Consider the following 24955-nt stretch of genomic DNA (forward strand, 5'->3'; position numbering starts at 1 on the left):
GACACACCCACCTCGCCCGCAGCCTCAACCGTCGTCACCCCCGATGCGATCAGGCGCCAGAACTCCCGCTGCACCGCGCGAGACGGCTCCGGCCGCCCCGGTGAACGCATCGGCGGTCGCATCGCCCGATCCGCGGCCCACTGCCGTCGTGCTCCCGCAGGCGCCTCCGCCACCTCCTGATCTCGTCCCATCGCATACCTCTATGATCAAGGTGTTGCGACGACCAGTTGAATCCACCCAGTTCGCGCGGTACGGCGGCGGCGGCTTCGGCCCACTCGGGGTCGGTGAGCGTGCCGTTCGCGGTGAGCTGCTCGACCAGGGCGGCGCGCAGGGTGTCGGAGGTGGTCACTGGTCGTGGCCCCTTTCCAGTCGGTCGGCGATCGCGTGCGCGATCCGGTCGGTGATCTCGGACGGCTGCCACGCCCATTGCCCGTTCGGGTTGCACTCCAGGAAGTACCAGGCGCCGTCGGCGGTCACGGCGAAGTCGAAGGCACCGAAGGTCAGTTCGAAGGTAGCGAGGTAGCGGGCCACGGCCTCGGCGACCGGCACGGGGACCTCGATCGGGCTGCACCGCATCCGGTCCTGACGGTGCCGCCAGTCGAGATCCGGGCTGTCGATGCGGGTGCCGAAGAGCCGGTCCCCGACGGCGGTCACCCGGGTGTCGAACACCTTGGGAACCTTGGCCTGGAACAGGTGAGGGCACACCGTCACAGCCTCGGTGATCTCATCGCTGCGAACCTCGCGGACCCAGACGGCCCGGGCCTGCCCGCCGACCGAGTACCGGGCGTGCCATACGGGTTTGTACACCGTGCCGTCGGCGTGGCGGGCGGTGAACTCCCGTGCCTCGTGCTCGTCGTCGGTGATCAGCGTGTCGGGCACCCGGAATCCGCAGCGCTGGGCGGTGGCGAGCTGGGCGGGCTTGTACTCGGCCGCCCGGCTGTCCCAGGGGTGGTTCACGTAGTGCGCCCCGGGGAGGGAGGCGAGGATGCCGCCCGCGCCCCAGAACGCCTGCGAGGCGGCGAACCGGCGGTCCTGGCCGTCGAGGTCGGGCGGGCCTTCGTAGGGCGAGGGTCTGCGCACCCAGACCGAGCGAACGTCCGTGAGGTCCAGTTCACGGCTCGACGTGCGGAGGGTGCCCCGCTGGTCGCCCGTGCGGTACGTGGCGGTCAGCGAGGCACCCGCGTGCAGGTCGGTGCCGGGATCGAGACGGACCACCGGAACGCGGCGCTCGGCGAGCACCCGCAGTACCGCATCCGCCGTCACGTCAGAGGAGTTGGTCAGTACCAGCACCGACCCGGTTCGGCTGTCCATCAGCCGGAACTCTGGTCCTGGTCGTAGGACTCGGTCACATCGCTGTCCGTGGCCCCGCCCGGCTTCGTCCCGTCAGCGGGGCTCGTGTGGGTGGGCGTGACACCGCTGGTGCTGGTGCCGTGGCTTCCCAGCTCGACCGTTCGGCCGTGCTCGTCCACGATGACGGCGATCTGCGTCTCGGGGTCGATCACGGGCGTGAACGCCGGGAGCGTGGCGGTGGCCGCGTACGGCCCCATCCTGCGGATGCCCCACGGCACGGGGGTCTGCGTCATGTGTCCTCCTTGTATCGGTATTCGGTCATTTCCGGCAACTCTGCTGCTGCGCAGAGTCGTTCATCGGCCCGCCGTGGGTGGGCGGGGGTGGTGGGGGAGTGGGAAGTCGGTGGGGTCGACTTCCCGTGTTCAGGGGGTGGTGGTTTGGCTGTGACAGTGGGTGAGGGCGAGTTTGATGCGGGTGTCGGGGGTGGTGGCGAGGAGCAGTTCGCCGGCGGTGATGAGGGTGGTCCAGTAGGTGGTGGGGTCGCCGGTGCGGGGCATGGGGTGGGCGGCGGCGAGGGAGAGGTAGGCGGTGGTGAGGTTGCCGGTGGTGAACCAGCGGTCCAGGCCGTGCCGGTGGCCGGGGCGGATGCCGCCCATGGCGTCGATGGCGACCAGGAAGAGGTCGATGACGGCGCGGCTGGTGGCGTCGAGGGTGACGGGGATGTCGAAGACGCCGAGGGCTTCGAGGAGTTCGCCGGTGTCGGCCTCGGAGTTGGGGCGGGGGTTGGCGAGGAGGGAGTGGTAGCAGTCGTTGAGGCGGCGGGTGGTCTCGGCGAGGGGGATGTCGAGGGCGAGGCAGACGGCCCGGGCGGAGGGCAGGGGTTCGTTGCTGCGGCGGGCGAGGCGGGCGTAGACCTCGGCGGGGCTGGTGCCCTGGGCGAGGACGTGTCGGGCGAAGGTGACGAGGGGCGGGTGCATGGGCGGTGCTGCTTTCAGGCGGCGAGGAGGGCGGGGGAGGGAGCGACGAGCGCCCAGACGAACTTGCCGACGCCGCCGGCTCGGGGGCAGCAACCCCAGCGCTCGGCCAGCTCGTTGACGAGGAACAGGCCGCGCCCGTGCTCGTCCTCGGGGGCGGCGGTCCGGACGGAGGGGCATCCGGTGCCGGCGTCGTGGACCTCGATACGGAGGCGGTCGCCGACGAGGGCGAACCGGACCTCGATGAGGCGGTCGTCGGGGGCATCGCAGTGCTGGACGGCGTTGGCGAACAGCTCGCCGAGGAGGAGTTCGGCGACGTCGGAGTAGCGGTCGCCGGAGGGCAAGGCGGCGAGGTAGGCGCGGAGCAAGTAGCGGGCCGGCGAAGTGGATTCGGGCCGCGAGTGGAGGCGCGCGACGAACGTGCAGGGACGGCGGGTTTCGAGCATGAAGGCCTCGTCGGGAGCAGAGGAGGATGTACGAAGGGAGCGCGATTTCCGGTGAGACGTCGCTGTACCGGGCCGGCATTCCGCGGATACGTATCCGCCACCTTTGCGGACGTTGACTGGTAGGTCCCTGCTCGCCCTCTGCGCCATCGAAATCGACGCAGTACTGGTCCGGAGCCGAGCGTGGGTGCAGCTGACAGGCGCCACGTATTCAGCTTCGCCTGGCGCGACGTCAATCTCGATACCCAGCCGGTAATCTCACTGTGAGATGCATTTCTGAACGCCTGGGAGTGACCTGTGGGAACTGCCTTGGAACCGATCAAGCTGCCGGATTTCGCATGGCAGAACGCCGAAGTCCGCGACGCGCTCCGGCGCAGGGACGTGGCCGCCTTGTTCCGCTACGTCCAGCATCACAGCGGCGCCAGCCAGGCTCGGCTCGCGGTCCAGGTAGGGATGACCCAGAGCCGCGTGAACGAGATCATCAACGGTCGGCGGGAGGTTGCTCGACTCGACGTGTTCGAGCGAATCGCCGACGGCTTCCAGATGCCCGACCCCGCACGCCGACTACTCGGGCTGGCGTCACGAACCTCGGGGCAACGCACAGCTGGATCGGCGTTTGATCTCTCTGCGTTCCCCGAAGTGGTCAGGGTCTACAACGACCAGGCTGCCGCGACCGCCGAAATCCAACGCGCGGCACGGTCCGCAGTTGAGCTGGACGTGCTGGCCGTACGTGGCCTGGGCCTCCTCGCCCTCCGCGACTCCTTGCTGCGTCAGCATCTCGATCTCAACGGTGATTCGGCGCCGCGACTGCGGGTGCTTCTCCTCGACCCGGATTCGCCTGCGGCCAGGCACCGCGCGGCTGAGATCGGCGAGTCGGCCGAGTCCCTCGCCAGCGGCATTCTCCTCGCCGAGGCCCGGCTCCGAGAACTCGCCGATGTGGGCCACGTCGAGGTCTACCGCTACACCACGGTGCCCGTCTGGCGGATCATCAGACTGGACAGCACTCTTTACGTGGGGGCATTCGATGCGGGCTGGGAGGGGCACGAGTCGGCAACGTATAAAGTGCTGCCCACTCCGTCCGGCCCGCTTTACCGGGGCTGGCAGAGGCAGTTCGAGGTGGTGCTGGACGGCGCTCAACGCGTGATCTGAAGGAGGAACTGGCATGGCGATCGAGGCGGAGCTCAAGGCCGTCGTACGCGACCCCGAACACGTCCTCGCGCGACTGGAGGAGTCGTACGGTGCCGGGCGCGCCGAGGTCTACCGCGACACCTACTACGACGCCCCGGACGGCAGTCTGATGGGCGCCGACCGCGAGCTGCGGATCCGCACCGTACACGGGCCCGACGACACCCGCACCGTGCTCACGTACAAGGGCGCCCGGGTGGACGAGGCGTCCGGGTCGAAGTGGGAGGCCGAGACGCGGGTGGAGGACGCCGAGGCGGCTCACGAGATCATCCGCGGCCTCGGATTCACCCCGCGAATCCGGTTCGAGAAGCGCTGCCGCAACTACGACTTCGAACGCGATGGGCGGTGCTTCCTCGCCACGCTCGTCCGCGTCCCGGAACTCGACGCGACGTTCATCGAGGTCGAGACTGCCACGGATGCCCCGGACGGCCTCGCAGCGGCGCTCGACACCGTGCGGGCCGTCCTGGCTGGCCTCGGGATCAGCGAGGATGACCTGACAACGGAGCTGTACACGGACGCGGTGGCCGCAGCTCGTACCTGATTCGAGGGAGAGCGGTTGGGGTGGTGTGTCACGCCCACCTGCTCGGGTCGCGAGCCCCAGGCGTGGACGATCCAGGCAGCGAAGGTGGTGGACCATGCCGAGGCGTGACTACGAGGACGATCCGGACGCCCTCGAGGCGAACTCCCTCGTCCCGGCGGCGTCCGTGGTCGTGGTCGACGAGGCGGGCCGCGTTCTCCTCCAGCGCCGTACCGACAACGGGATGTGGGCCCTGCCGGGCGGCAGGATGGACATCGGTGAGTCGCTCGCCGGGTGCGGTATCCGCGAGACGCGTGAGGAGACCGGCATCGATATCGAGATCACCGGGATCGTCGGCACCTATACCGACCCCCGGCACGTCTTCGCCTACGACGACGGCGAGGTCCGCCAGGAGTTCTCCATCTGCCTCCTCGGGCGCCCGCTCGGCGGACAGCTGCGGGTGTCCGACGAGTCCCACGAGGTGGCGTGGTTCACCCCGGCCGAAACGGACGGGCTGCCGATGGTGTCGAACATCCGCAAGCGGCTGGCCGACTGGCGCTCCGGTGAGATCCCCGTGGTTCGCTAGCCGCCGTACACTGTCCAACTCCTCGGTCACTTCCGGGCGTTGAGGCGGCGGGTGGGTTCTGCTGTGGTCGGGTCCTCGGGCCAGGGGTGGCGGGGGTAGCGGCCCCTGAGATCTGCGCGGACGGCGCGGTAGCCGTTCTGCCAGAAGCCCTCCAGGTCGCCGGTGATGGCGGCGGGGCGGCCGGCGGGGGAGAGCAGCTGCACGGTCAGCGGCACGCGGCCGCCGGCCAGTGCCGGCGCGGCCTTCCAGCCGAAGAGTTCCTGCAACTTGACTGCCAGTACCGGGCGTTCGGTGCTGTAGTCGACGCGTATCTTCGACCCGCTGGGCACGGTGATGCGCTCGGGGGCCAACTCCTCCAGGCGGCCGGCCTGTCCGCTCGCCCAGGGGAGCAGGCGTTGGAGGGCCGACGTCGTATCAATGCGGGCGAGGTCGGTGCGGCGGCGGGCGCGGGAGAGTTCGGGCTCCAGCCATTCGTCGGCGCGTTCCAGCAGCGCCTCGTCGGAGACGTCCGGCCAGGGGTCTCCGATGGCGGAATGCAGGAAGGCGAGGCGTTCGCGTAGGCCGGGGGAGGGCCAGGTCAGCAGCTCGCTGACGCCCTCGCGGCTCAGGCCTTCGAGGATGGCGGCGCGGACGAGGGCCCGGTCGGGTCGGGCCAGCGGCTTCTCGGCGAGTTCGATGGCGCCGAGGGATTCCACCTGGCGGGAGACGACTTCACCTCGCCGGGTGTCCCAGTGGACTTCCTCGCGGGCGCTGATGAGGGCCGCTCCGGCGAGAACTGCGGTGTCCTCGTCCAGTGCCGCAGCGTGCAGGACCCGGGCGGAGTGCGCGCCGGCCGGGCGGTCGGCGACGGCGACGGCGAGCCAGGGCAGGGCGCCGAGCGCGGTGCCGGGGGCGAGTTCGGCGGCCGTGCCCGAGGCCATCAGGTACGGGCTGCGCTCGCCGGGGGCGGGCTTGTCGACCCGGGCGCGGGCGATCCGTTCGGGGAAGGCGAGGGCGACGACGAGTCCGGCGGCGGTGGCGTCGGGCAACGGGGTGGCGGGTTCGTCGGAGGTGGCACGCTGCAAGCGGCGGACTTCGTCGCGCCAGCGCCCGGCGTAGGGGTCGTTGCCCGATCGGACGGTGCGCCACACCGCGCCGAGGTCGTCCCCCAGCGCGCGCGGGGGTTCCTCGGAGAGCAGGGCGACGACCTCGGCCGCCCGGCGGGCGCCTACGGCGGGAGCGCCGTCGACGAGGGCGCGGCCCAGCCGGGGGTGCAGCCCGGTGCGGGCGAGGCGCACGCCGCGCTTCGTCGCCCGGCCGTCGGCGGAAACGGCCCCGAGGGCGAGCAGGGTCTGCCGGGCGGCGGCCATCGCCCCTGCCGGGGGCCGGTCGGGGAGGGCGAGGCCGGTGGCGTCCGGGTCGCCCCAGCAGGCGGCCTGGAGGGCGAACGACGTGAGGTCGGCGAGCGCGATTTCCGCTGTGGGGTAGCGGGCGGCGCGGGCGTCCTCGGCCTCGTGCCAGCAGCGGTAGATGGTGCCGGGGGCCTCACGCCCTGCTCGTCCGGCGCGTTGGCGGGCGGCGGCGAGCGAGGCGCGGACGGTGACCAGTGCGGCGAGGCCGCGGGCGTGGTCGGTGCGGGGTTCGCGGGCGAGACCGGCGTCGACGACGACGCGGACGCCCGGCACGGTGAGGGAGGATTCGGCGACGGCGGTGGCCAGCACCACCCGGCGTGTGGGGGACGGGGTGAGCGCGGCGTCCTGGACGGCTTGCGGGGCGCGTCCGTGCAGCTGCAGGACATCCGCCGGGAGACCGGCCAACTGCCCGGCGACCCGGGCGATTTCGCCGACGCCGGGCAGGAAGCAGAGCACGTCCCCGTCACGTTCGGCGAGGGCCCGCCGGACCGTGGCCGCGACGTGGTCGAGGAGCGCCGGGTCCACCCGGGTGCCGTGCGCGGGCCGGATGGCGCGCGGCGGGGGCGCCCAGACCACGTCCACCGGGTGGGAGACCCCGTGCGCCTCCACCACCGGGGCGCCGCCGAGCAGTTCGGCCCAGGCGGCGGTGTCGGAAGTGGCGGAGGCGCAGACCAGGCCGAGTTCGGGCCGCAGCGCCGCCCGGACGTCCAGCAGGAAGGCGAGCGCGGTGTCGGCGTCCAGGTGCCGCTCGTGGCACTCGTCGAGGACGACGACGTCCACGCCGGGCAGTTCCTGGTCGCGCTGGAGCCGCTGCAGCAGCACGCCGGTGGTGACCACCTCGACCACGGTGTCCGGCCCGGCCCGGCGCTCGCCACGCACGGTGTAGCCGACCCGGCCGCCGACGGACTCGCCGAGCAGCCAGGCCATCCGCCGGGCGGCGGCCCGGACGGCGAGCCGACGCGGTTCGGCGACCAGCACCCGGCGCACCGGTCGGCCGTCGGCGAGCAGCCCGGCCAGGGCGAGCGGCACCAGGGTGGTCTTGCCGGTGCCGGGCGGCGCCGCGAGGACGGCGGTGCCGTGCCCGGCGAGGGCGTCGTGGAGCGCGGGCAGGGCGGTGCGGACGGGCAGGTCGTGCCAGGCCGGGTTCATGGCAGGGCTCAGCCCCGCTCGGTGACGAAGATCGCCGTGCCGGGGATGAGCCGCCCGCGCAGCGGGGACCAGCCGCCCCACTCCTGCTCCAGGCCGGCCGGCCACTCGGGCTCGACCAGGTCCACCAGCCGGAAGCCGGCGGCGACGAGTTCGCGGACCCGGTCGCCGAGGGTGCGGTGGTGCTCGACGTAGGTGGCGTTGCCCTGCTCGTCCTGTTCGACGTACGGGGTGCGGTCGAAGTAGGAGGACATCGCGGTGAGGCCCTCGACGCCGGGCTCGTCCGGGAAGGCCCAGCGGATCGGGTGGGTCACCGAGAACACCCAGCGCCCGCCGGGCCGCAGCACCCGGTGCACCTCCCGCATCAGGGCGGTGGTGTCGGCGCTGAACGGGACGGCGCCGTAGGCGGAGCAGGCGAGGTCGAACGAGCCGTCGGCGAAGGGCAGCACGGCGGCGTCGGCCTGGACGACGGGGACGGGCACGGCGCCGCGGCCGAGGTCGATCCGGCGGGAGTGCTGGAGCTGGCGGTAGGAGATGTCGAGGGCGACGGGGCGGGCGCCGTGGCCGGCCAGCCAGCGCGAGCACTGGGCGGCGCCGGCGCCGATCTCCAGCACGTCCTGGCCGGCGACCTCGCCGAGCAGGTGGGCGTCGGCCTCGTCCAGGCCCTCGGGGCACCAGGTGAAGCGGTCGTCGCCGAGGAACTCGCCGTGCTCGTCCTGGTACTCGTCGGCGTTGCGGTCCCACCAGTGCCGGCTGGCCCGGCTGCTCTCCCCGGTGCCGGCCTCGCGCCGCACCGCGTCGTCGTCGCCCTCGGCCCCGGTCCCGGCCCCGGTTCCGGCCTCGGTTCCGGGGGCGGTTTCGGCGGACGAGTCAAGATCGTGAAGATCGGACTGGGGGGTGGTGGCCACGGTGACAATGCCCATCGCGTAGGGTATGGAGCGCGGAAGCGTCGCTGTCGCGAACCGGCCCCCGAAAGGGACCGGGTCCTGGCGGTGGCATCCGGGGAAAAGGCTCCTGCGGGCGCCACCGAGAGGTGCGCAATCGGAGGATATGGCCTGATCCGTACCAGGCTCCACCGTCTTGCCGTCCTTCGGCATTGACCGTGCCTGGCCGTCCCCGTATGCTACAAGTTGCGCTGCGGGCCTGCGCGCCTCGGACGGAGCAGGTCGCGCTCGCATCTGTCGAAGACCCCACGGTCGCAAGACGGACGCCGATTCTCGTTGTACGGGAGTTTGGTGTGCCGTGTTCTGGGCTGTCCGGCTTTCGGTGGGAGCGATACGGGCCCTCCGCGTGGCATTACCTACGACTTTCATGTCCGTACCGGAGCCCTTTTCCTAATGACGAGCCCCACCGACTCCTCCCTCAGCACCACCCCGCAGGTCGCGGTCAACGACATCGGCGACGCCGAGGCGTTCCTCGCCGCCATCGACGAGACCATCAAGTACTTCAACGATGGCGACATCGTCGAGGGCGTCATCGTGAAGGTCGACCGTGACGAGGTCCTCCTCGACATCGGTTACAAGACCGAGGGCGTCATCCCGTCCCGCGAGCTCTCGATCAAGCACGACGTTGACCCGCACGAGGTCGTCGCCGTCGGTGACAACATCGAGGCCCTGGTTCTCCAGAAGGAGGACAAGGAGGGTCGTCTCATCCTGTCCAAGAAGCGCGCTCAGTACGAGCGTGCCTGGGGCACGATCGAGAAGATCAAGGAAGAGGACGGCATCGTCACCGGTACCGTCATCGAGGTCGTCAAGGGTGGTCTCATCCTCGACATCGGCCTCCGTGGCTTCCTGCCGGCCTCGCTGGTCGAGATGCGCCGCGTCCGCGACCTCCAGCCCTACGTGGGCAAGGAGCTCGAGGCCAAGATCATCGAGCTGGACAAGAACCGCAACAACGTGGTCCTGTCCCGCCGTGCCTGGCTGGAGCAGACCCAGAGCGAGGTCCGCCAGACCTTCCTCACCACCCTGCAGAAGGGCCAGGTGCGCTCCGGCGTCGTCTCCTCGATCGTCAACTTCGGTGCCTTCGTGGACCTGGGTGGCGTCGACGGCCTGGTGCACGTCTCCGAGCTGTCCTGGAAGCACATCGACCACCCGTCCGAGGTTGTCGAGGTCGGCCAGGAGGTCACCGTCGAGGTTCTCGACGTTGACATGGACCGCGAGCGCGTCTCCCTGTCGCTGAAGGCGACCCAGGAGGACCCGTGGCAGCAGTTCGCCCGTACGCACCAGATCGGTCAGGTCGTCCCGGGTAAGGTCACCAAGCTGGTTCCGTTCGGTGCGTTCGTCCGCGTGGACGAGGGCATCGAGGGTCTGGTCCACATCTCCGAGCTGGCCGAGCGCCACGTGGAGATCCCGGAGCAGGTCGTCCAGGTCGGCGACGAGATCTTCGTCAAGGTCATCGACATCGACCTCGAGCGTCGCCGCATCAGCCTGTCGCTGAAGCAGGCCAACGAGGCGCTGGGTGCCAACCCGGCCGAGGTCGACTTCGACCCGACCCTGTACGGCATGGCCGCTTCGTACGACGACCAGGGCAACTACATCTACCCGGAGGGCTTCGACCCCGAGGCGAACGACTGGCTGCCCGGCTTCGAGAAGCAGCGTGAGGAGTGGGAGCGCCAGTACGCCGAGGCGCAGTCCCGCTTCGAGCAGCACCAGGCCCAGGTCATCAAGAGCCGCGAGGCCGACGCCCAGGCCGCCGAGGAGGGTGGCGACGCCGTCGCCGCTGCCGCCGGTGGTTCCTACTCGTCCAGCAGCGACGAGGGCTCGGGCGCCCTGGCCTCCGACGAGGCCCTGGCCGCCCTGCGCGAGAAGCTGGCCGGTGGCCAGAGCTGAGGCTCTCGCTTCCTGCTAGCCGATAGCTAGCACATGGGCCCCACCCGGAATCTCCGGGTGGGGCCCATGTGGTTTTCCGCGGTGACTTATACGCCTCCGACTTATGTGTCTTTTATGTGAAGAGAAGTGTGAGATGAGGCTCATTGCCCGTCTATAGGCCGAAGTTCGGGTTGCGCCTACATTGAGTGGAGCTGCCCGAAAGGCTCCTTCATGCGCAAACCCTCCTCCGCCGTCCCCGCCGCCATCGTCGGCGGCCGGCTCGCCGCCCTCGGCCGGTTCTGCTTCCGTCACCGCCGCTGGGTGCTCGGCTTCTGGGCCGCCGTCCTGGTCGTCGGCGTCCTGATCGGCGGCCGGGTCTTCGAGGGCTCGGTGGCCGGGGCCTCCTCCTCCAGTGCCGAGGCCGACCGGGGCAGCGCGGTGGTCGCCGCGGCCGACCCGGTCAAGGGCACCGTCACCGCGGTGGTGGACGGCAAGCCGGTGGACGATCCGGCGGTCAAGGCCGCCGTCGAGAAGGCCACCGCCGAGATCGCCGCACTGCCCGGGGTCTCCGCCACGCTCGACGCGTACGGCACCGGGTCGGCGCCCGCCGCGCTGCGCTCCGCCGACGGGACGGCGAGCCTGGTCACCGTCCGGATGGCCGACACCTCCACCCCCGCTCAGAGCGACGCCGTCACCCAGCGGCTCGCCGAGCTGAACGGCGCCGGCGGCGCGCACGTGACCGTCGGCGGGGACCTGGTGCTGCAGCAGGAGGTCAAGCAGCAGACCGAAAAGGACACCCGCTTCGGCGAGATGGTGACGCTGCCGCTCACGCTGGTCGTCATGGTGCTGGTCTTCGGCGGGCTCGCGGCGGCCTCGCTGCCGGTGATCGGGGCGGTCGCCTCGGTGGGCGGCGCACTGCTGGCCATGTTCGGGTTCAGCCAGATCATGGACATCGACACCAGCGTGCTGCCGATCGCGACCGTACTGGGGCTCGGACTCTCGATCGACTACGCGCTGCTCATGGTGAATCGTTTCCGCGAAGAGCGCGGCCACGGCGCGGGCATCGCCGCCGCCGTCGAACGCACCGCGGCGACCGCCGGACGTACCGTGGCCTTCTCCGGGCTGACCGTGGCCGTCGCGCTGTCGGGCCTGTTCGTCTTCACCAGCCCGGTGCTCGGGGCGGTGGCCGCCGCCGGGGTGAGCGTGGTGGTGATCGCCGTCGCCGCCGCGCTGACCCTGATCCCCGCCCTGCTCGGCTTCGCCGGCGCGCGGATCAAGACGCCCACCACGCCCGTACCGGACGAAGGATTCTTCAGCCGGACCGTCCGCCGGGTCCGCAAGCGGGCCGTACCGGTCGCGCTCGCCTGCGTCGCGCTGCTGATGGCGGCCGGGGCGCCCTTCCTCCACGCCGACATGCGCAACTCGGGCGCCGCCGTGCTGCCCGCCTCCTCGGCCGGGCGGCAGGTCGCCGAGACCGTCGACCAGCGCTTCCCGCAGGCCTCGGCCGCGCCGATCACCGTGGTGGTCGAGGGCGGCGCGGCGGTGGCACAGGCGTACGCGGACGAAGTGGTGGCCAAGCTGCCCGGGGTGAGCGGGGTACGGGCGGTCAGCCCGGTCAGCGACGCGGTCTCCACGATCGACGTGCTGGTGCACGGGGACCCGCAGGGCGGGCAGGCCGAACACGTGGTCGAGGAGCTGCGGGCGGACCGGGGCGGGCTGAAGACCTACGTCACCGGCGGCGCGGCCTCGGTGGTCGACTTCAAGGACGAGCTGATGTCGCGCGGGCCATGGGCGCTCGGGCTGGTCGCGGTGGGGACGCTGGTGCTGCTGTTCCTGATGACCGGCTCGGTGGTGATGCCGGTCAAGGCGCTGCTGATGAACCTGCTCTCGCTGGGCGCCTCGCTCGGCGCGCTCACCCTGGTGTTCCAGGACGGCTACTTCAGCGGGCTGCTCGGCTTCAGCCCGACCGGCGGGCTGGAGACCTTCATCCCGGTGCTGGTCTTCGCCTTCGCCTTCGGGCTGTCGATGGACTACGAGGTGTTCCTGCTCGCGCGGATCAAGGAACTACGGGACAAGGGCCACAGCTGTACCCGGTCGGTGGAGCTGGGCGTCCAGCGCAGCGGTCGGATCATCACCTCGGCGGCGCTGCTGATGGTGATCGTCTTCGCCGGGTTCGCACTCGGCGACATGCTGATGGTCAAGCAGATGGGCATCGCGCTGGCCGTCGCCGTCGCGGTCGATGCCACCCTGGTGCGCTGCCTGCTGGTGCCCGCCGCGATGAGCCTGTTCGGCGAGTTCAACTGGTGGGCGCCCGCCCCGCTGCGGCGACTGCACCGGCGCTTCGGGCTCAGCGAGCACGTCGAGCTGCCGGAGATCGAGCCGGCGGTGATCCCGGCCCCGCGGCCGGTGGGCGAGTCGGTGGCCGGGGAGCCGGTAGCCGGGGAGTCGGCGGCCGGGAAGTCGGCGGCCGGGGACTCGGTGGACGGGAAGCCGGCGGCCGAGGACCTGGTGGGCTCAGCCCAGCCGGGCTAGCAGGCCGACCGCGGCGCGGAGCCGGTCCTGCTCGGCGGGGGTGAGGCGGGCCTCGATGGCGGTCGCGATGCGGTGTTCGCGGCGGGCTCGCTGGTCGAGGAGGGCGGTGCGGCCGGCCCCGGTGGCGGCGATGAGCTGCTTGCGGCCGTCGGTGGGGTGGGGCTGCTGGGTGACCAGTCCGGCCTCGATCATCAGGGCGACGGTGCGGGCCATCGACTGGTGGCGGACGCGCTGGAGGTCGGCGAGTTCGGCGACGGTGCAGGAGCGCTCGTCGCGCACCAGCAGGCCGAGCACCGCTGCCTGGTTCTGCGGCAGCTCGTCGCTGTCGCGCAGGGAGCGGACCACGCTGCCGAGGGCGGCGCGCAGGTCGGCGGCGAGTTCCAGGGTGTCCGGGTGCGGGGCTTCGCTGGGCATGGGAGAAGTCTACCCAAAATATCTACAGCATTACTGTACAGCTTTGCTGTAGAGTTTCAGGCATGCGAATCACCAAGTTCGGACACGCCTGCGTACGCATCGAACACGGCGACACCACCGTCGTCGTCGACCCCGGGGTGTTCACCGACCCCGCCGCACTGGCCGGGGCGGACGCCGTCCTGATCACCCACGAGCACATGGACCACTTCGAGGAGTCCCGGCTGCGCGCCGCGCTGGAGGCCGACCCGGCGCTGCGGGTGTGGACCAACAGCGCCGTCGCCGCCCAGCTGGACGGCGTCGCGCAGCGGGTCACCGCGGTCGGCGAGGGCGACGCCTTCGAGCTCGGCGGGCTCGGCGTCTCGGTGCACGGCGAGTGGCACGCGGTGATCCACCCGGACATCCCGCGGGTGCAGAACATCGGCTTCCTCTTCGACGGCCGGCTCTTCCACCCCGGCGACGCGTTCACCGTGCCGCCGCACACCGTGGACACCCTGCTGCTGCCGCTGGCGGCGCCGTGGAGCAAGGCCTCCGAGGTCGTCGACTACGTCCGGGAGGCGGGGCCGCGCCGGGCGGTGCCGGTCCACGAGGCGGTGCTCAGCCCGGCCGGGTTCGCCGTGCACAGCCGGCTGGTCGGACCGGACGGGCCGGGCACGGGCGCGGAGCTGGCCGTCCTCGGAGACGGGGAGAGCCTGGAGCTGGGCTGAGCCCGGAGCCGGGTTGCGTCTGGAGTCGGGTTGGGCCTGCGGTCGGGTTGAGCCCGGAGCCGGGCTGACGGGCCCGGTGTGGCGCCGGTAGCCTGACGCCATGCTGAAGATCGGACTGACGGGTGGCATCGGCGCGGGCAAGAGCGAGGTGTCCCGGCTGTTCGCCGCGCACGGCGCGGTGATCGTGGACTCCGACGTGATCGCCCGCGAGGTGGTCGCCCCCGGGACGGACGGTCTGGCGGCCGTCGTCGCCGAGTTCGGCCCGCAGGTGCTGCGGGAGGACGGCGCGCTGGACCGCCCGGCCCTCGGGGCGATCGTGTTCGCCGACCCGGAGCGGCTGAAGGCACTGAACGCGATCGTCCACCCGCTGGTGCGAACCCGCTCCGCCGAACTGGAGGCGGCGGCCGCGCCGGACGCGGTCGTGGTGCACGACGTGCCGCTGCTGGCCGAGAACGGGCTGGCGCCGCTGTTCGACCTGATCGTGGTGGTCGACGCGGCCGACGAGGTGCGGCTGGACCGGCTGGTGCGACTGCGCGGGATGGCCGAGCACGAGGCCAGGGCCCGGATGGACGCCCAGGCCTCGCGGGCCGACCGGCTGGCGATCGCGGACCTGGTGATCGACAACGGCGCCGGGCTGGCGGAACTGTCGGCCCGGGTGGACGAGGTCTGGACGGAGCTGGCGGAGCGCGCGGCGGTCTGACCTGCGGATCAGGCTGAGTGTCTGCCGTGCTGCGGCCGGCTCCTCGGCCTGGGCGGCACGGGGCGCACCTCGTGCATCTCCCGCGCCGGCCGGGGGCGTTCGGCAGCCGCTCGGACCGAGTGGCCGGGAAGGGACTGTCGCAGGGCCGCCGGTGGGGAGAGCATGGCGGAATGAATGATCGTTTTTCGCTCGATCCGCACCTCGCCGAGTCGATTCCCGCCGGGGCGCACCTCACCGAGTCGAACCCCACCGGGGCGCACCTCGCCGGGGCGCCGGCCGTCGAACGGCTGGAGCGGTACACCCGCGCCGAGCAGGAGGAGGTCCTCGGCCCAGGGGACGACCCGTACGGGGTCGCGTACACCGGGCTGACCTTCCTGCCCAAGGAGATCCACTTCGGGGTCCGGGCCGCCGGCGGCCGGCTGGTCGCCCACACCGGGCTGCTGCCGCTGTCGCTCACCGCGGGCGGCACCGACCTGACGGCGATGGGCGTCGGCGGGGTGTGCGTCGCGCCCGACCGGCGCGGCGGCGGCCTCGCGCACGCCGTGGTCGGGGCCGCCCTGGACCACGCGCGCACGCTCGGCCACCGGCGCGCGCTGCTGTTCTGCCGCCCGCCGCTGACCGCGTTCTACCGGGGACTCGGCTTCCGGGAGGTGACGGTGGAGCAGCCGGAGGGGCGGCTGGCGGTGATGCCGCTGCGCACCATGTGGGCGCCGCTGTCGGCGGGGGCCGGGTGGCCGGAGGGACCGGTGCGGCTGCGGTCGCTGCCGATGTGAGGCCGGCCGCCCGTCGTCGGTGTGAGGCCGGCTCAGGCCGTGACGGCCCAGGCGGTGTCCGCGTGGGCGCCGGAGCCGGAGCCGGCGTCGGCGTGGGCCACGGCAGCGGCGGCGAGTGCGCGGATCATGGCGTGCGCCCGGGTGCCGTCGCCGGACAGCTCGGGCTGGAACAGCGAGGCGAGGAAGAACGGGTGGTCCGGCAGCTCCAGGATCCGCACCTCGCCCGACTCGTCCGCGCCGCTGAACCGCAGGCCGTGCGCGCGCAGTCGGTCCAGGTAGGCGGCGTTGAGGCCGTACGCGCAGTGGTAGCGCTCCAGGGTGCGGGTGGTGCCGAGGACCCGCTCGGCGAGGGTGCCCGGGGTGAGCGTGACGGGGCCCTCGTGGCCGACCAGCGAGCAGCTCAGCGGGGCGATCACCTGCTGCTCCCCGTCGGGGTGCGCCTCGCCGTGGACGGCGTCGGTCAGGCCGCAGACGTTGTGGGCGTACTCCAGCACCGCGTGCTGGAACCCGGCGCAGGTGCCGAGGAAGGGGATGCCGCGCTCGCGGGCGGTCCGGACGGCGGCCAGGGCTCCCGCCTCGCTGCGGTACGGGCTGCCGGGCAGCAGCCAGACGGCGTCGAAGCCGTCGAGGGCGCCGGGTGCCCCGGCGTCCTCGGTCGGGATCCAGTAGGCGTCCAGGGCGAGCCGGTCGTGTTCGGCGAGGGCGTCGAGCAGGCCCGGGATGCGGGCGTGCGAGCGGACGGCGGGGGAGCGGTCGCCGACCAGGGCGATCCGAGGGGTCAGGTAGGTCATGCGGCTATCCTGACCCCGCATCCGAGATCAGTGCCAACGATGATTTCTTACCTCTCGATCAGATCGGTTGATGACCGCCGTGGATCCCCAGCAGCTGCGCACCTTCGTCACTGTCACCCGCCTCGCCTCCTTCTCCGACGCGGCGCGGGAACTCGGCTACACCCAGTCCGCGGTCTCGCAGCAGATCGCCGCGCTGGAGGCGGACCTCGGCACCGCCCTGCTGGTCCGCCGCCCGGTCGGCCCGACCGAGGCGGGGCGGCGGCTGCTGGAGCACGCCGCGCCGCTGCTGGTCCGGCTGGAGGCGGCGCGCGCCGACGTCGCGCGCCTGGCGGGTGCCGCGAGCGCCCGGCTGGTGCTCGGCGCCACACCGCTGGCGGTCGGGGCGACCCTGGGGCGCGCGCTCGGCGAGGTGCGCCGGGCGTACCCGGGGGTGCAGCCGGTGGTCCGGGTGCTCGCCCAGGACGTGCTGCCCGCGCAGGTCGCCACCGGCGAGGTCGACCTCGCCCTGGTCGACGGCCTGGCCGCGCCCAGCGACCCGCTGCCGCTGCCCGACGTCGGCCCGCTGCGCACCGTCGCGGTGGACGAGCGGCCGGTTGTCGTCGCCCTGCCCGCCGGCCACCCGCTGGCGGGCCGCGGCGGTCTCGCACTCGCCGACCTCTCCGCCGCCCGCTGGCTGGACGCCCCCGACCTCGCCCCGCCGGTCGCCCGGCTGCGCGCGGCCGCGGGCGTCGACGGCTTCCGGCCCGCCACCCGCTACCAGGGCACCGATGTGCACGGGCTGCTCGCGCTGGTCGCGGCCGGGCACGGGCTCACGCTGCTGCCCGAGCCGGTGCCGGCCGGGGTGCCCGGGGTCGTGAGCGCGCCGATCGCCGTACCCCGGCTGGTGCACCGCACCGAGCTGGTGCACGGGAGCCTGCCGGAGGGGCCGGCGGCGCTGCTGGCGCGGTTGCTGGAGGAGACGCGGGCCGACGCGGTCTGATCGGGGGCCGTCTTCGAGTTGTGAGAATTCGGGTTGGGAGAATTCGGGTTGCGGGGGCTACCGGCGTCGATGAAATGATCACGCGATGAGCACCATCACCATCAGGCGGGTACGGCAAGAGGACTGGGCGCGGGTCAAGGAGATCCGGCTGGACGCGCTCCGTGACCCGGTCGCGGCCATCGCCTTCCTCGACACCTACGAGCAGGCGTCCGCCAAGCCCGACCGGTTCTGGCAGGACCGCACCACGGGAGCGGCGGCGGGCTCCGCCGTGGCGCAGTTCGTCGGCGAGGACGCGGACGGGCGCTGGCTCGGCACGGTCAGCGTGCTGGTCGAGCGGCCCGGCGGGTCGGGGGCCCTGGAAGGCGACGTCGTCGAGGTCGAGCAGGCGCAGATCGCCGGGTTCTACGTCCGGCCCGAGGCGCGCGGCACCGGGCTGGCGCACGACCTCGTCCGGGCCGCCCGGGACTGGTCGTGGTCGCTCGCCGAACCCCGGATCCAGCGCGTGCGGCTGTTCGTCCACGAGGACAACGCCCGCGCCGAGGCGATGTACGTCAGGGCCGGGTTCGAGCGCTCCGGCGTGGTGCTGCCCCTGCCGGGTGACGTGCCGGGCCGGGAGGTCGAACTGGCGGTGTCCCGGGGCTGATCGCGCGGCGCTGCGGCCGGTCGCGGTTGTGAAGGCGGGGTCACCAGGCGTTCACGTCCTGGGTCTGACGGTCGTCGCGTGCGCGGTGCTGTCATGAGCACAGTCGCCCGGCAACAGGCCGGGCCGACCCAGGAGACTTCCCCATGATGCTCCGTCAGCGCATGACCGTCGTCGCCGCGGCGGCCGCCCTGGCCGCCGCCGGCCTCGCCACCGGCACCGCGCACGCCGCCGCCCCGGCGACCGCCGCCGCCCCGAAGTCCCGTACGCTCTCCGCGAGTTGTTCGCAGGCGTACCTGCCGCTGCCCGACCCGTACTGCACCCCCGGCGCGTACAACCCGGCCGTCACCCAGGACACCATCGGGCAGACCATCTGCGTCTCCGGCTGGACCGCCACCGTCCGCCCGTCGACCAGCTACACCAACGCCCTGAAGGTGCAGCAGATCGCCCAGTACGGCTACGCGGACACCAGCACGGCCGACTACGAGGAGGACCACCTCGTCCCGCTGGAGCTCGGCGGCGCGCCGCGCGACCCGGCCAACCTGTGGCCCGAGCCGCGCTACGGCAGCCAGCCGGCCACGAGCAAGGACTCCGTCGAGACCAAGCTCAAGAACGCGGTGTGCGGCGGGCGGGTCGGCCTGGAGGACGCCCGCAGCGCGATCGCCAGTGACTGGACCACGGCGCTCAGCGTCCTGGGGCTGTGACGCCCTGCTTCCTTGAAGCGCTCGGTGGCTTCCAGGCGCCCTGACGTCCTGACACGGTGACGTCCTGAAGCCCTGAAGCCCTGAAGCCCTGAAGCGCTGACGCCTGCACGCGGTGAAGCCGGTTCACCGCGTGCGGGCGCGAAGGAGCCGTCCGGCCCGTCCGGTCCCCTGTGCCGGACGGGCCGGACGGCCGTCTATGGGGGTGCGGGCGCTCGCGTGGAGCGCCGAGGATCAGTTGCAGCCGGGAAGGGCCTCGCACATCGGCGCGGTCATCCCGGTGCCGACGTACTTGTCCTCCGGGGCCTTCCAGGCGTCCTTGGGCTGGGCGTCGGCCTTGGTGGTCGCCCAGACGGACAGCTCGCTGACCGCCCCGCCGTCGGTGACCACGTACTCGTGCAGGGTGACGGTGGTGCCGTCGGCCTGCGGGACGGTCAGGACGGCGGCGAAGTACGGCGCGTCGTCGGCGCTGTTGACCTTGACGGTGGCGCCGGGCACGGTCTTGGCACAGCCCTTGAGGGCGTCCGTCAGGTGCCCGTCCGTCAGGTTGGTCGCCTGCTTGGTGCCGCTGCTGTGGGTCGGGTCGCCCTCGAAGAGCAGGGTCTGCTGGGCCGTCCAGCGGTCGCCGCCGAAGCCGACCGAGGCCTTCGCGGAGGCGGTGCCGGTGAACATCCACTCGTCGTCCTTGGCGACCGCCGCGTGGCACAGCTCCATGCCCTTGAACTGGACCGGGCCGGTCTGCGGCTTGGCGTTGGCCGCCAGCGGCGCGTAGTGGTAGGTCTCGTCCATCGGGATGCTCTTGGTGTCCATCCAGGCCTTGGCCGGGATGCCCTTGGCGCCGTCGGTGCCGCCGTTGCCGGCCGGCTTGGTGGCGCCTGCGGTGGGGGCGCCGGTGGCGGTGCCCGCAGGGGCGGCGGAGCCCGCGGGGGCGGCGGTGGACGGGGCGGGGGCGGCGGTCTTGCCGGCGTCCTGGCCGCTGTTGTCCGGTCCGCAGGCGCTGAGGGCGCCCAGGCAGACGAGGGCTGCGGCGGTGGCGGTGACCAGTCGGATGCTGCGCAACTGACGATTCCTCAAGTGTCCGGTGGCGTGGGGCGGGGTCGGGCGCGCGTCGGCCGTGGGCCGCGGGTGCGCGGCACCGCCCGTCCGTTCGCGCCGCCCGGGTGACCCGTGATCGCGGGCACTCGGCATGGCTGTTCCTCCCCCGTTGACGTACGGCCGTCCGGCTCCTGGTCGCTGCCGCCCTCCTCTGGTCTGAGGGGCGGTCAGCGCCGGTGCTGCGTCGACGGCGGTCGAAAACCTATGCCAACGCGCCGCCGGGAGCAAAGCGGGATTCCGGCGGATGCTCCGGCGGCCGGGGCGGTTGCAGGACGATGATGGGGAACGTGTGTGCGGGGGCGGCGGGAGCTATGGCGGTGTGCGGGGGACTCCTGGGGCGCGCGACCCCGGCGGTGCGCCGCTCGCGGCGGCGGGTTTCCGCTGCTGGGGCCTGGTGCTGCGGGCCCGTACGGTGCCCTCGGGGCGCCGGGCCGGACGGGCGGTCCGGACCCGGCCGGACGGGCGGGTGGGGCTCCGGCGGCCGCCGACACCAAGGCTTTCCCCTGTGGGGCCCGGGCGACGGCGACCGGGGAATCGTCGGCGGTCAGGCCACCTGGCCGCCGATGCCGGAGCGGCCCGCCGCCACGCCCTCCACGGTGACGACGGTCTGCCGCCCGGCGGCCTCGCCGAGGGTGCCGGTGATCGCCTCGGTGACGGCCGCGACCAGGCGGGCGGGCGCGTCCGGGACGTGCGGCAGGTGGTAGGCCGCCTCCCGCATGCTGAGCGCGACCACCGGCGCGTCCTCGCCGGTCGGCACCCCGCCGATGCCCCGGCGACGCTGCGGGACGCCGATCAGCTCGACCGCGACCATCGGGCGGGCTTGCTCGCCGAAGACCGTGGCGACGGCCTCGGTGAGGGCGGCGATGAGGCGCGGTTCGACGGTGGCGTCGAGGGACTCCTCGCGGATGTGCAGGCTCAAGTGCGGCATGGTGGAGCTCCGTTCGGGTCGGGTCGGCTCGGTTCGTACCATGGACGGGCAGGTTCGCTTTGCACGTAAAACATCTTTGATGTCAAAGATAACTGAGGAGAGGCGCGCGATGTCAACGCCCAAGGGGGAGTCACGGCCTGGGGACGGCCTCGACGACGCCGTACGGTCCATGCTGCTGCTGATGCCCCGGCTGGTCGGACGGGCCAAGCGGATCCCTGTCCCCGAACCGCTGCGCACCTTCGCGCTCGCCCCCCGGCACCTGTCCCTGCTGGCCTGCCTGCTGCTCGACGGGCCGATGGGCGTCAACGACCTCGCCGCCCGCCTGGAGATCGCCCCCACCACGGTCAGCCTGATGGTCGGCGACCTCAGCCGCCAAGGCATCCTCGAACGGCGGGAGGACGAGGCCGACCGCCGACGCCGCATCGTCGCCATCGCCCCCGCCCACCTGCCCGCCATCGAGAGCTGGCTCGCCCCCGGCGCCGCCGCCTGGCGCACCGCCCTCGCCCCGCTCGACCCCGCGCAGCGGTGCCTGGTCGTCGACACGCTCCTGGCGTACGAGGCGGCCGTGGGGCAGGAACGGGACTGACCGCCCCGGGGGCCGGTCTCGGCTCCGGATTCGGCTTGGGCTCTGGCTTCGGCTTCGGCTTCGGTCTTGGCTTTGGGTTCGGCCTCGGTTTTGTGGCTTCGGTCCTGGCTTCGGCCGCCGCTACGCGTGGGTGCCCGGGACGCCGAGCTGCTGGGCGAGCCAGGGAAGGGCCTGGGCGAAGGTCGCGGCGCCGGTCTGCCAGCTGTGCTTGCCCGAGCCGACGGAGCTGACCGTGCGGATGCCGTCCTTCCTGGCCGCCACCTCCAAGGCCTTGGCGGACTCGATCTGGCCGTGCTCCTCGTCGCCCTGGCCGAAATAGCCGGAGACCCCCTGGTACTTGGGGTGATGGGCGAGCACGGTCAGCGGGTCGTGGGCCGCCCAGGCCGCGGCGTCACCCCCGTACAGCTCCTGCACGGTGTGGTCCTTGTCGCCGATGTACGGGCCCCTGTCGCCGGAGAAGTCACCGAAGTGCGTGAAGACGTCAGGGTGTTCGACAGTGAGGTCGACGGCACAGGTGCCGCCCATCGACCAGCCGGCCACCCCCCACTTGTGCGGGTCGGTGGCCGCGTTGAAGGTCTTCTGGACGAACGGCGGGACGTCCTTGAGCAGATGGGCTTCGGCGTGGCCGTGCGGGCCGTCCACGCACTCGGTGTCCACCCGGAAACCGCCGGTGGCGTCCACGAAGACCAGGATCGGCGCGAAGCCGTTGTGCCGGGCGGCGAACGCGTCGGCCGTCCTCACCGCGTTGCCGGAACGGATCCAGTTGTCCGGCGCCGCGAACTCGCCGCCGATCATCTCCAGCACCGGCAGCTTGGGCCGGGCCTGGCTGCGGAACCAGGCGGGCGGCAGGTAGACCAGCTCCTGGCGGTGGGCGAAGCCACTGGCGGTGTCCGGTATGTCGACCTGGACGATGCGGCCGGTCTTCGTCTTCCCGTGGATCGAGGCGAGTTCGGCCAGCGTGATCTGGTCCGGCAGCGGCTGCCCGCTCAGCTCGCCGACCGCGTCGCCCAGCGTCGGGTAGTAGCCGGTGGCGATGTTCACGCTGTTCGCGGCGCAGAACAGCGCCAGCACGGCCGTCGGCGCCGCCAGAGCCCGCCGCCACCACCGCGCGCCGCGCCAGCCGAACCCGAGCACGCACACCGCGGCGACCGCCACCCCGCACCACAGCCACACCCCGTACGGGATCGGATCGGTGATCCCGGCCAGGGTGAGCACGGCCACGGCGGCGACCGCGGTGACCACCAGCGCCGTCCCGAGCGCGATCGGCCCCCACTTCACCCGCCACGCCCGGTCCCGCCGGACCAGCGTGCCCAGGAACAGCGCGAGGGCCACGGCCTGGACCGTCCACGGGAACCAGCCGTCGAGCAGGGAGACGTTCATGCGGTCGGAGGCTAGGCGCGGAGGATGAGAGACCGGTTAAAGACTGACAGCTCGCTGGAAGAGAGCTGTGAGGAGGAAGGGGACGCCGAAGAGTGGGGAGTCGGCCGGCTGGGCGGCCATCGGGCGGACCTCCACCGGGGTGAAGTCCTGGAAGAGGGAGCGCAGTTCGTCCGGTGAGTAGGCCAGGCCGCCCTCCAGGGCGCCGAGCCGGTACAGCTCCTCGTCCGGCCGCTCCGAGCCCATCGCCCCGGCGGCGAACGCCGTGACGGCGAAGTACCCGCCAGGCGCGAGGACACGGTCCAGGAGGGCGAGGTAGCTGACCCGGCGGTGCGGCGGGAGGTGGTGCAGGCAGCCGGAGTCGTAGACCAGATCGTAGTGGGCGTACGGAAGTTCGGCGTCGAAGATGCTCGCCCGGTGGAAGCGCGGATTGGCACCGACGCCGGCCTCGCGGGCGCGCTCCCCGGCCCAGGCGACGGCGGCGGAAGACAGGTCGACGGCATCGACATCGAAGCCGGCCGCTGCCAGGTGGATCGCGTTCCGGCCGGGCCCGCAGCCGAGATCGAGTGCGCGGGCAGGGGCCGCGACCAGGCCGCGATCCAGGTAGGAGACCAGGTTCTCGTCCGGCTCGGGCGCGAAGAACGGACGCCCGGCGGACCGGTCCGCGTAGAAGCGCTCCCAGAAGGGCTCGGCCGGCGGGAAGAGCCCGTCGAGGAGGGCGAGAACGTCCTCGGTGGTGCGGATCGTGCGGTTCATGCAGTCGAGCGTAGGCGGTTCGGTGGGCGGCTGCGAGCGGTGCAAAAGCCGCTGTGGAACGTCTAGTTGGGGCCCTGGTCGCGGTGGCGGGAACGGGTGGCTCGCGGCCCGACCGGCCTGCGGCGGCGTGCCCACCGGAGGCCGGGAAGAGCCGTTCCCGCGCGGCGGCGAGAGGCCCCAAAGCGGGGGCGGCGTAACGCTTTGGTCAAAGCCGCTCCGGGACGACGGCGAGGTCGGCGGCCGTGGGGTGGTCCTGCGCAGGAGCGCGCAGGACCGCCCGCAACGGGGCTTGGAGGGCGGGCCAGGGCGCGCTGAAGTGGAGCGGGATCGTGGCGGTGGCGGTGGCGGTGGCGGTGGCGGTGGCGGTGGCGGCCCGGCGGTCGGAGGGGCCGGCCTCCGGACTGATGCCGGCGGCGTCGTAGTCGAGTGACGCAGGGCGCCGTCGGCGAGCGGGTGTGGGGGAGCCTGTTCATTCAGAAACCCCGCCCCGTCGAAGGCGGAGTGTGGCAGCGAGCATGGATCGACACGGCCCGGATCACTACCGCGTGTGGCACGGCGCGGTTCGGGCCGACCGGAGGTCTGTTGGAACGCAGGGTGCCCCTGACCGAAGCAGGTCAGGGGCACCTTGAGTGAGGCGGTCACATGGTGACGGTCTGGTTTCGCACCAGCGGGAACCATTTCTGGGCGGGGGTGCTGTTGCAGTCCCAGAGTTGGAGTCGGGTGCCATTGGTGGTGTCGGCGCCGGGGACGTCGATGCATCGGCCGGATGCGGGGTTGTAGAGGCTGCCGTCGGGCCGGGGGACGAAGATCTGGTTCGGCCAGGCGTTGCCGCAGGTCCAGAGTTCCAGGGGCGTCCCGTTGGCGGTTCCGCCGCTTGCGGCGTCCAGGCATCCGCCGAGTGCCCGGAGGGTCCCGTCGGGCTTGAAGGTCCACTGCTGGGCGGCGGTGGCGTTGCAGTCCCATAGTTCGACGGCGGTGCCGGGGGCGGAGCTGCCGCCGTAGATGTCGACGCACTTGCCGGTCTGAGCGGTCAGGGCGATGGGGCTGTTTTCGGGGGCGTAGACGCTCAGGACGCCGGTCGGGCCGGCGGTCCAGGCGTAGTACGGGTCGGTGGTGGTGGAGTGGCCGGTCCAGGTCTGGAGGATGCCGTTGGGTGTGATGCCCCAGAGGGTGGGGGTACCGATGCCGGTGAGGTCGCCGTCGGATCCGATGACGGGCCAGTTGGTGGAGTCGATGGCGGCGAGCCTGGTGTCGGTGGCGATGCGGGTGAGGGTGGGGTAGGCGATGTTGCCGCCGAAGGGGTTGGTGATGGTGATGGTGCCGGTAGTGAAGGTGTAGCCGCGAAGGTCACCGTTGCTCTGGTTACGGGCCCACAGGCCAGGGTGTCCCTGGCTTGCCCAGTCGCCGGGGGAGATGAGGTCCCAGCCGTTCCACCCGGTGGCGGCGAGTTTGGTGGGCGAGCCGAAGACGGCGTCTCCACGCGTGGGGTAGAACCAGAGGGCGCCGGTGCCGTCCGGGCTGCTCTCGACGGTGAACAGGCCGGTGCGGTTGAGGAACTTCTTGTTCGCGTCGAGGTTCGTGGTGCTGGGGTCGCCGCTGGCGGCGATCTGCAACGTGGTGGACCAGTCGGCGGCGTTGTA

At 72.4% G+C, this 24955-nt stretch carries 25 protein-coding genes and 1 pseudogene; 12 read left to right on the top strand and 14 right to left on the bottom strand.

From position 1 onward, the window contains the following. The 5 genes and pseudogenes from ACZ51D_RS41875 to ACZ51D_RS41895 all read right to left on the bottom strand — a co-directional run. Window positions 1-191, bottom strand: a pseudogene (locus ACZ51D_RS41875) (IS30 family transposase); the annotation flags it as partial. Window positions 192-345: 154 nt separating this feature from the next. Further along, window positions 346-1311, bottom strand: a complete 966-nt coding sequence (gene tgmB / locus ACZ51D_RS41880) for an ATP-grasp ribosomal peptide maturase (protein ID WP_465665538.1) — start codon at window positions 1309-1311, stop codon at window positions 346-348. Beyond that, window positions 1311-1583 (bottom strand): putative ATP-grasp-modified RiPP, encoded by a 273-nt coding sequence (gene tgmA / locus ACZ51D_RS41885; protein WP_465665540.1) that lies wholly within the window; start codon window positions 1581-1583, stop codon window positions 1311-1313. Before tgmA ends, tgmB begins: the two co-directional genes overlap by 1 nt. A 129-nt stretch (window positions 1584-1712) precedes the next feature. Then, window positions 1713-2267: a hypothetical protein gene (locus ACZ51D_RS41890; protein WP_465665541.1), complete on the bottom strand. Its 555-nt coding sequence runs from the start codon at window positions 2265-2267 to the stop codon at window positions 1713-1715. A gap of 14 nt (window positions 2268-2281) precedes the next feature. Beyond that, entirely contained in the window at window positions 2282-2710 is a 429-nt protein-coding gene (locus tag ACZ51D_RS41895) for an ATP-binding protein (protein WP_465665543.1), read from the bottom strand. A 306-nt stretch (window positions 2711-3016) separates the two neighbouring features. Here ACZ51D_RS41895 and ACZ51D_RS41900 point away from each other — a divergent pair, with 306 nt between their 5' ends. The 3 genes from ACZ51D_RS41900 to ACZ51D_RS41910 all read left to right on the top strand — a co-directional run bounded on the left by ACZ51D_RS41900 (window position 3017) and on the right by ACZ51D_RS41910 (window position 4995). Further along, window positions 3017-3856 (top strand): helix-turn-helix domain-containing protein, encoded by an 840-nt coding sequence (locus ACZ51D_RS41900; protein WP_465665545.1) that lies wholly within the window; start codon window positions 3017-3019, stop codon window positions 3854-3856. A 13-nt stretch (window positions 3857-3869) separates the two neighbouring features. Continuing rightward, a complete protein-coding gene (gene cyaB / locus ACZ51D_RS41905) occupies window positions 3870-4433 on the top strand; it encodes a class IV adenylate cyclase (RefSeq protein WP_465665547.1) in 564 nt (187 codons plus the stop codon). Between the two features lie 94 nt (window positions 4434-4527). Continuing rightward, the gene (locus ACZ51D_RS41910) at window positions 4528-4995 is read left to right on the top strand and encodes an NUDIX hydrolase (protein ID WP_465665549.1); all 468 of its coding nucleotides are present in this window, start codon (window positions 4528-4530) and stop codon (window positions 4993-4995) included. A 26-nt stretch (window positions 4996-5021) separates the two neighbouring features. Here the strand turns inward: ACZ51D_RS41910 and hrpB are convergent, their stop codons facing one another. After that, the gene (gene hrpB / locus ACZ51D_RS41915) at window positions 5022-7535 is read right to left on the bottom strand and encodes an ATP-dependent helicase HrpB (RefSeq protein WP_465665551.1); all 2514 of its coding nucleotides are present in this window, start codon (window positions 7533-7535) and stop codon (window positions 5022-5024) included. Window positions 7536-7543: 8 nt separating this feature from the next. Continuing rightward, on the bottom strand, window positions 7544-8455 hold the full coding sequence (locus ACZ51D_RS41920; RefSeq protein WP_465665553.1) for a class I SAM-dependent methyltransferase: 912 nt from the start codon (window positions 8453-8455) through the stop codon (window positions 7544-7546). A 414-nt stretch (window positions 8456-8869) separates the two neighbouring features. Here ACZ51D_RS41920 and rpsA point away from each other — a divergent pair, with 414 nt between their 5' ends. Continuing rightward, entirely contained in the window at window positions 8870-10360 is a 1491-nt protein-coding gene (gene rpsA / locus ACZ51D_RS41925; RefSeq protein ID WP_360499124.1) for a 30S ribosomal protein S1, read from the top strand. A 210-nt stretch (window positions 10361-10570) separates the two neighbouring features. Next, window positions 10571-12871 carry an MMPL family transporter gene (locus tag ACZ51D_RS41930; protein WP_465665555.1) on the top strand — a complete coding sequence of 767 codons (2301 nt, stop codon included), beginning with the start codon at window positions 10571-10573 and terminating at the stop codon, window positions 12869-12871. Here the strand turns inward: ACZ51D_RS41930 and ACZ51D_RS41935 are convergent. After that, a complete protein-coding gene (locus ACZ51D_RS41935; protein WP_360499128.1) occupies window positions 12854-13285 on the bottom strand; it encodes a MarR family winged helix-turn-helix transcriptional regulator in 432 nt (143 codons plus the stop codon). The two genes, ACZ51D_RS41930 and ACZ51D_RS41935, sit on opposite strands and share 18 nt — an antisense overlap. A gap of 62 nt (window positions 13286-13347) precedes the next feature. Between ACZ51D_RS41935 and ACZ51D_RS41940 the strand changes: the two genes are divergently transcribed. The 3 genes from ACZ51D_RS41940 (at window position 13348) to ACZ51D_RS41950 (ending at window position 15462) form a co-directional block, all read left to right on the top strand. Beyond that, entirely contained in the window at window positions 13348-13989 is a 642-nt protein-coding gene (locus ACZ51D_RS41940) for an MBL fold metallo-hydrolase (protein WP_360499130.1), read from the top strand. A gap of 100 nt (window positions 13990-14089) precedes the next feature. Beyond that, window positions 14090-14689 carry a dephospho-CoA kinase gene (gene coaE / locus ACZ51D_RS41945; RefSeq protein WP_360499132.1) on the top strand — a complete coding sequence of 200 codons (600 nt, stop codon included), beginning with the start codon at window positions 14090-14092 and terminating at the stop codon, window positions 14687-14689. A gap of 170 nt (window positions 14690-14859) precedes the next feature. Further along, window positions 14860-15462, top strand: coding sequence for a GNAT family N-acetyltransferase (locus ACZ51D_RS41950; RefSeq protein WP_465665558.1), 603 nt, complete (start codon window positions 14860-14862; stop codon window positions 15460-15462). A 32-nt stretch (window positions 15463-15494) separates the two neighbouring features. On the opposite strand, the gene ACZ51D_RS41955 is transcribed toward ACZ51D_RS41950, so the two are convergent. After that, window positions 15495-16253 (bottom strand): CTP synthase C-terminal region-related (seleno)protein, encoded by a 759-nt coding sequence (locus tag ACZ51D_RS41955; protein WP_465618408.1) that lies wholly within the window; start codon window positions 16251-16253, stop codon window positions 15495-15497. Window positions 16254-16323: 70 nt separating this feature from the next. Here ACZ51D_RS41955 and ACZ51D_RS41960 point away from each other — a divergent pair, with 70 nt between their 5' ends. The 3 genes from ACZ51D_RS41960 (at window position 16324) to ACZ51D_RS41970 (ending at window position 18576) form a co-directional block, all read left to right on the top strand. Further along, a complete protein-coding gene (locus tag ACZ51D_RS41960) occupies window positions 16324-17232 on the top strand; it encodes a LysR family transcriptional regulator (protein ID WP_465618410.1) in 909 nt (302 codons plus the stop codon). Window positions 17233-17317: 85 nt separating this feature from the next. Further along, window positions 17318-17875, top strand: coding sequence for a GNAT family N-acetyltransferase (locus ACZ51D_RS41965; RefSeq protein WP_360499138.1), 558 nt, complete (start codon window positions 17318-17320; stop codon window positions 17873-17875). A gap of 143 nt (window positions 17876-18018) precedes the next feature. After that, entirely contained in the window at window positions 18019-18576 is a 558-nt protein-coding gene (locus ACZ51D_RS41970) for a hypothetical protein (RefSeq protein ID WP_465618414.1), read from the top strand. Window positions 18577-18807: 231 nt separating this feature from the next. Here ACZ51D_RS41970 and ACZ51D_RS41975 read toward each other — a convergent pair whose 3' ends face one another. Together ACZ51D_RS41975 and ACZ51D_RS41980 are read right to left on the bottom strand one after the other, a co-directional pair. Next, on the bottom strand, window positions 18808-19632 hold the full coding sequence (locus ACZ51D_RS41975; protein WP_465665559.1) for a hypothetical protein: 825 nt from the start codon (window positions 19630-19632) through the stop codon (window positions 18808-18810). A gap of 580 nt (window positions 19633-20212) precedes the next feature. Then, entirely contained in the window at window positions 20213-20596 is a 384-nt protein-coding gene (locus tag ACZ51D_RS41980) for a hypothetical protein (RefSeq protein WP_465618418.1), read from the bottom strand. 109 nt (window positions 20597-20705) lie between these two features. Between ACZ51D_RS41980 and ACZ51D_RS41985 the strand changes: the two genes are divergently transcribed. After that, window positions 20706-21182: a MarR family transcriptional regulator gene (locus ACZ51D_RS41985; RefSeq protein ID WP_465618420.1), complete on the top strand. Its 477-nt coding sequence runs from the start codon at window positions 20706-20708 to the stop codon at window positions 21180-21182. 120 nt (window positions 21183-21302) lie between these two features. Here the strand turns inward: ACZ51D_RS41985 and ACZ51D_RS41990 are convergent, their stop codons facing one another. From ACZ51D_RS41990 to ACZ51D_RS42000, 3 genes are all read right to left on the bottom strand, one after another. Next, complete coding sequence (locus ACZ51D_RS41990; protein WP_465665561.1) at window positions 21303-22562, bottom strand: alpha/beta hydrolase; 1260 nt, start codon at window positions 22560-22562, stop codon at window positions 21303-21305. Window positions 22563-22598: 36 nt separating this feature from the next. Then, entirely contained in the window at window positions 22599-23315 is a 717-nt protein-coding gene (locus tag ACZ51D_RS41995) for a class I SAM-dependent methyltransferase (protein WP_465665563.1), read from the bottom strand. Between the two features lie 638 nt (window positions 23316-23953). Beyond that, on the bottom strand, window positions 23954-24955 hold a 1002-nt coding region (locus tag ACZ51D_RS42000; RefSeq protein ID WP_465665565.1), incomplete at its 5' end, for an RICIN domain-containing protein.

The sequence above is a fragment of the Kitasatospora sp. NPDC033851 genome, assembly GCF_055576085.1.

Coding starts and splice junctions, on each gene's coding strand:
- tgmB (WP_465665538.1), bottom strand. CDS start 1,311: ATGGACAGCCGAACCGGGTCGGTGCTGGTACTGACCAACTCCTCTGAC.
- tgmA (WP_465665540.1), bottom strand. CDS start 1,583: ATGACGCAGACCCCCGTGCCGTGGGGCATCCGCAGGATGGGGCCGTAC.
- ACZ51D_RS41890 (WP_465665541.1), bottom strand. CDS start 2,267: ATGCACCCGCCCCTCGTCACCTTCGCCCGACACGTCCTCGCCCAGGGC.
- ACZ51D_RS41895 (WP_465665543.1), bottom strand. CDS start 2,710: ATGCTCGAAACCCGCCGTCCCTGCACGTTCGTCGCGCGCCTCCACTCG.
- cyaB (WP_465665547.1), top strand. CDS start 3,870: ATGGCGATCGAGGCGGAGCTCAAGGCCGTCGTACGCGACCCCGAACAC.
- ACZ51D_RS41910 (WP_465665549.1), top strand. CDS start 4,528: ATGCCGAGGCGTGACTACGAGGACGATCCGGACGCCCTCGAGGCGAAC.
- hrpB (WP_465665551.1), bottom strand. CDS start 7,535: ATGAACCCGGCCTGGCACGACCTGCCCGTCCGCACCGCCCTGCCCGCG.
- ACZ51D_RS41920 (WP_465665553.1), bottom strand. CDS start 8,455: ATGGGCATTGTCACCGTGGCCACCACCCCCCAGTCCGATCTTCACGAT.
- rpsA (WP_360499124.1), top strand. CDS start 8,870: ATGACGAGCCCCACCGACTCCTCCCTCAGCACCACCCCGCAGGTCGCG.
- ACZ51D_RS41930 (WP_465665555.1), top strand. CDS start 10,571: ATGCGCAAACCCTCCTCCGCCGTCCCCGCCGCCATCGTCGGCGGCCGG.
- ACZ51D_RS41935 (WP_360499128.1), bottom strand. CDS start 13,285: ATGCCCAGCGAAGCCCCGCACCCGGACACCCTGGAACTCGCCGCCGAC.
- ACZ51D_RS41940 (WP_360499130.1), top strand. CDS start 13,348: ATGCGAATCACCAAGTTCGGACACGCCTGCGTACGCATCGAACACGGC.
- coaE (WP_360499132.1), top strand. CDS start 14,090: ATGCTGAAGATCGGACTGACGGGTGGCATCGGCGCGGGCAAGAGCGAG.
- ACZ51D_RS41950 (WP_465665558.1), top strand. CDS start 14,860: ATGAATGATCGTTTTTCGCTCGATCCGCACCTCGCCGAGTCGATTCCC.
- ACZ51D_RS41955 (WP_465618408.1), bottom strand. CDS start 16,253: ATGACCTACCTGACCCCTCGGATCGCCCTGGTCGGCGACCGCTCCCCC.
- ACZ51D_RS41960 (WP_465618410.1), top strand. CDS start 16,324: ATGACCGCCGTGGATCCCCAGCAGCTGCGCACCTTCGTCACTGTCACC.
- ACZ51D_RS41965 (WP_360499138.1), top strand. CDS start 17,318: ATGAGCACCATCACCATCAGGCGGGTACGGCAAGAGGACTGGGCGCGG.
- ACZ51D_RS41970 (WP_465618414.1), top strand. CDS start 18,019: ATGATGCTCCGTCAGCGCATGACCGTCGTCGCCGCGGCGGCCGCCCTG.
- ACZ51D_RS41980 (WP_465618418.1), bottom strand. CDS start 20,596: ATGCCGCACTTGAGCCTGCACATCCGCGAGGAGTCCCTCGACGCCACC.
- ACZ51D_RS41985 (WP_465618420.1), top strand. CDS start 20,706: ATGTCAACGCCCAAGGGGGAGTCACGGCCTGGGGACGGCCTCGACGAC.
- ACZ51D_RS41990 (WP_465665561.1), bottom strand. CDS start 22,562: ATGAACGTCTCCCTGCTCGACGGCTGGTTCCCGTGGACGGTCCAGGCC.
- ACZ51D_RS41995 (WP_465665563.1), bottom strand. CDS start 23,315: ATGAACCGCACGATCCGCACCACCGAGGACGTTCTCGCCCTCCTCGAC.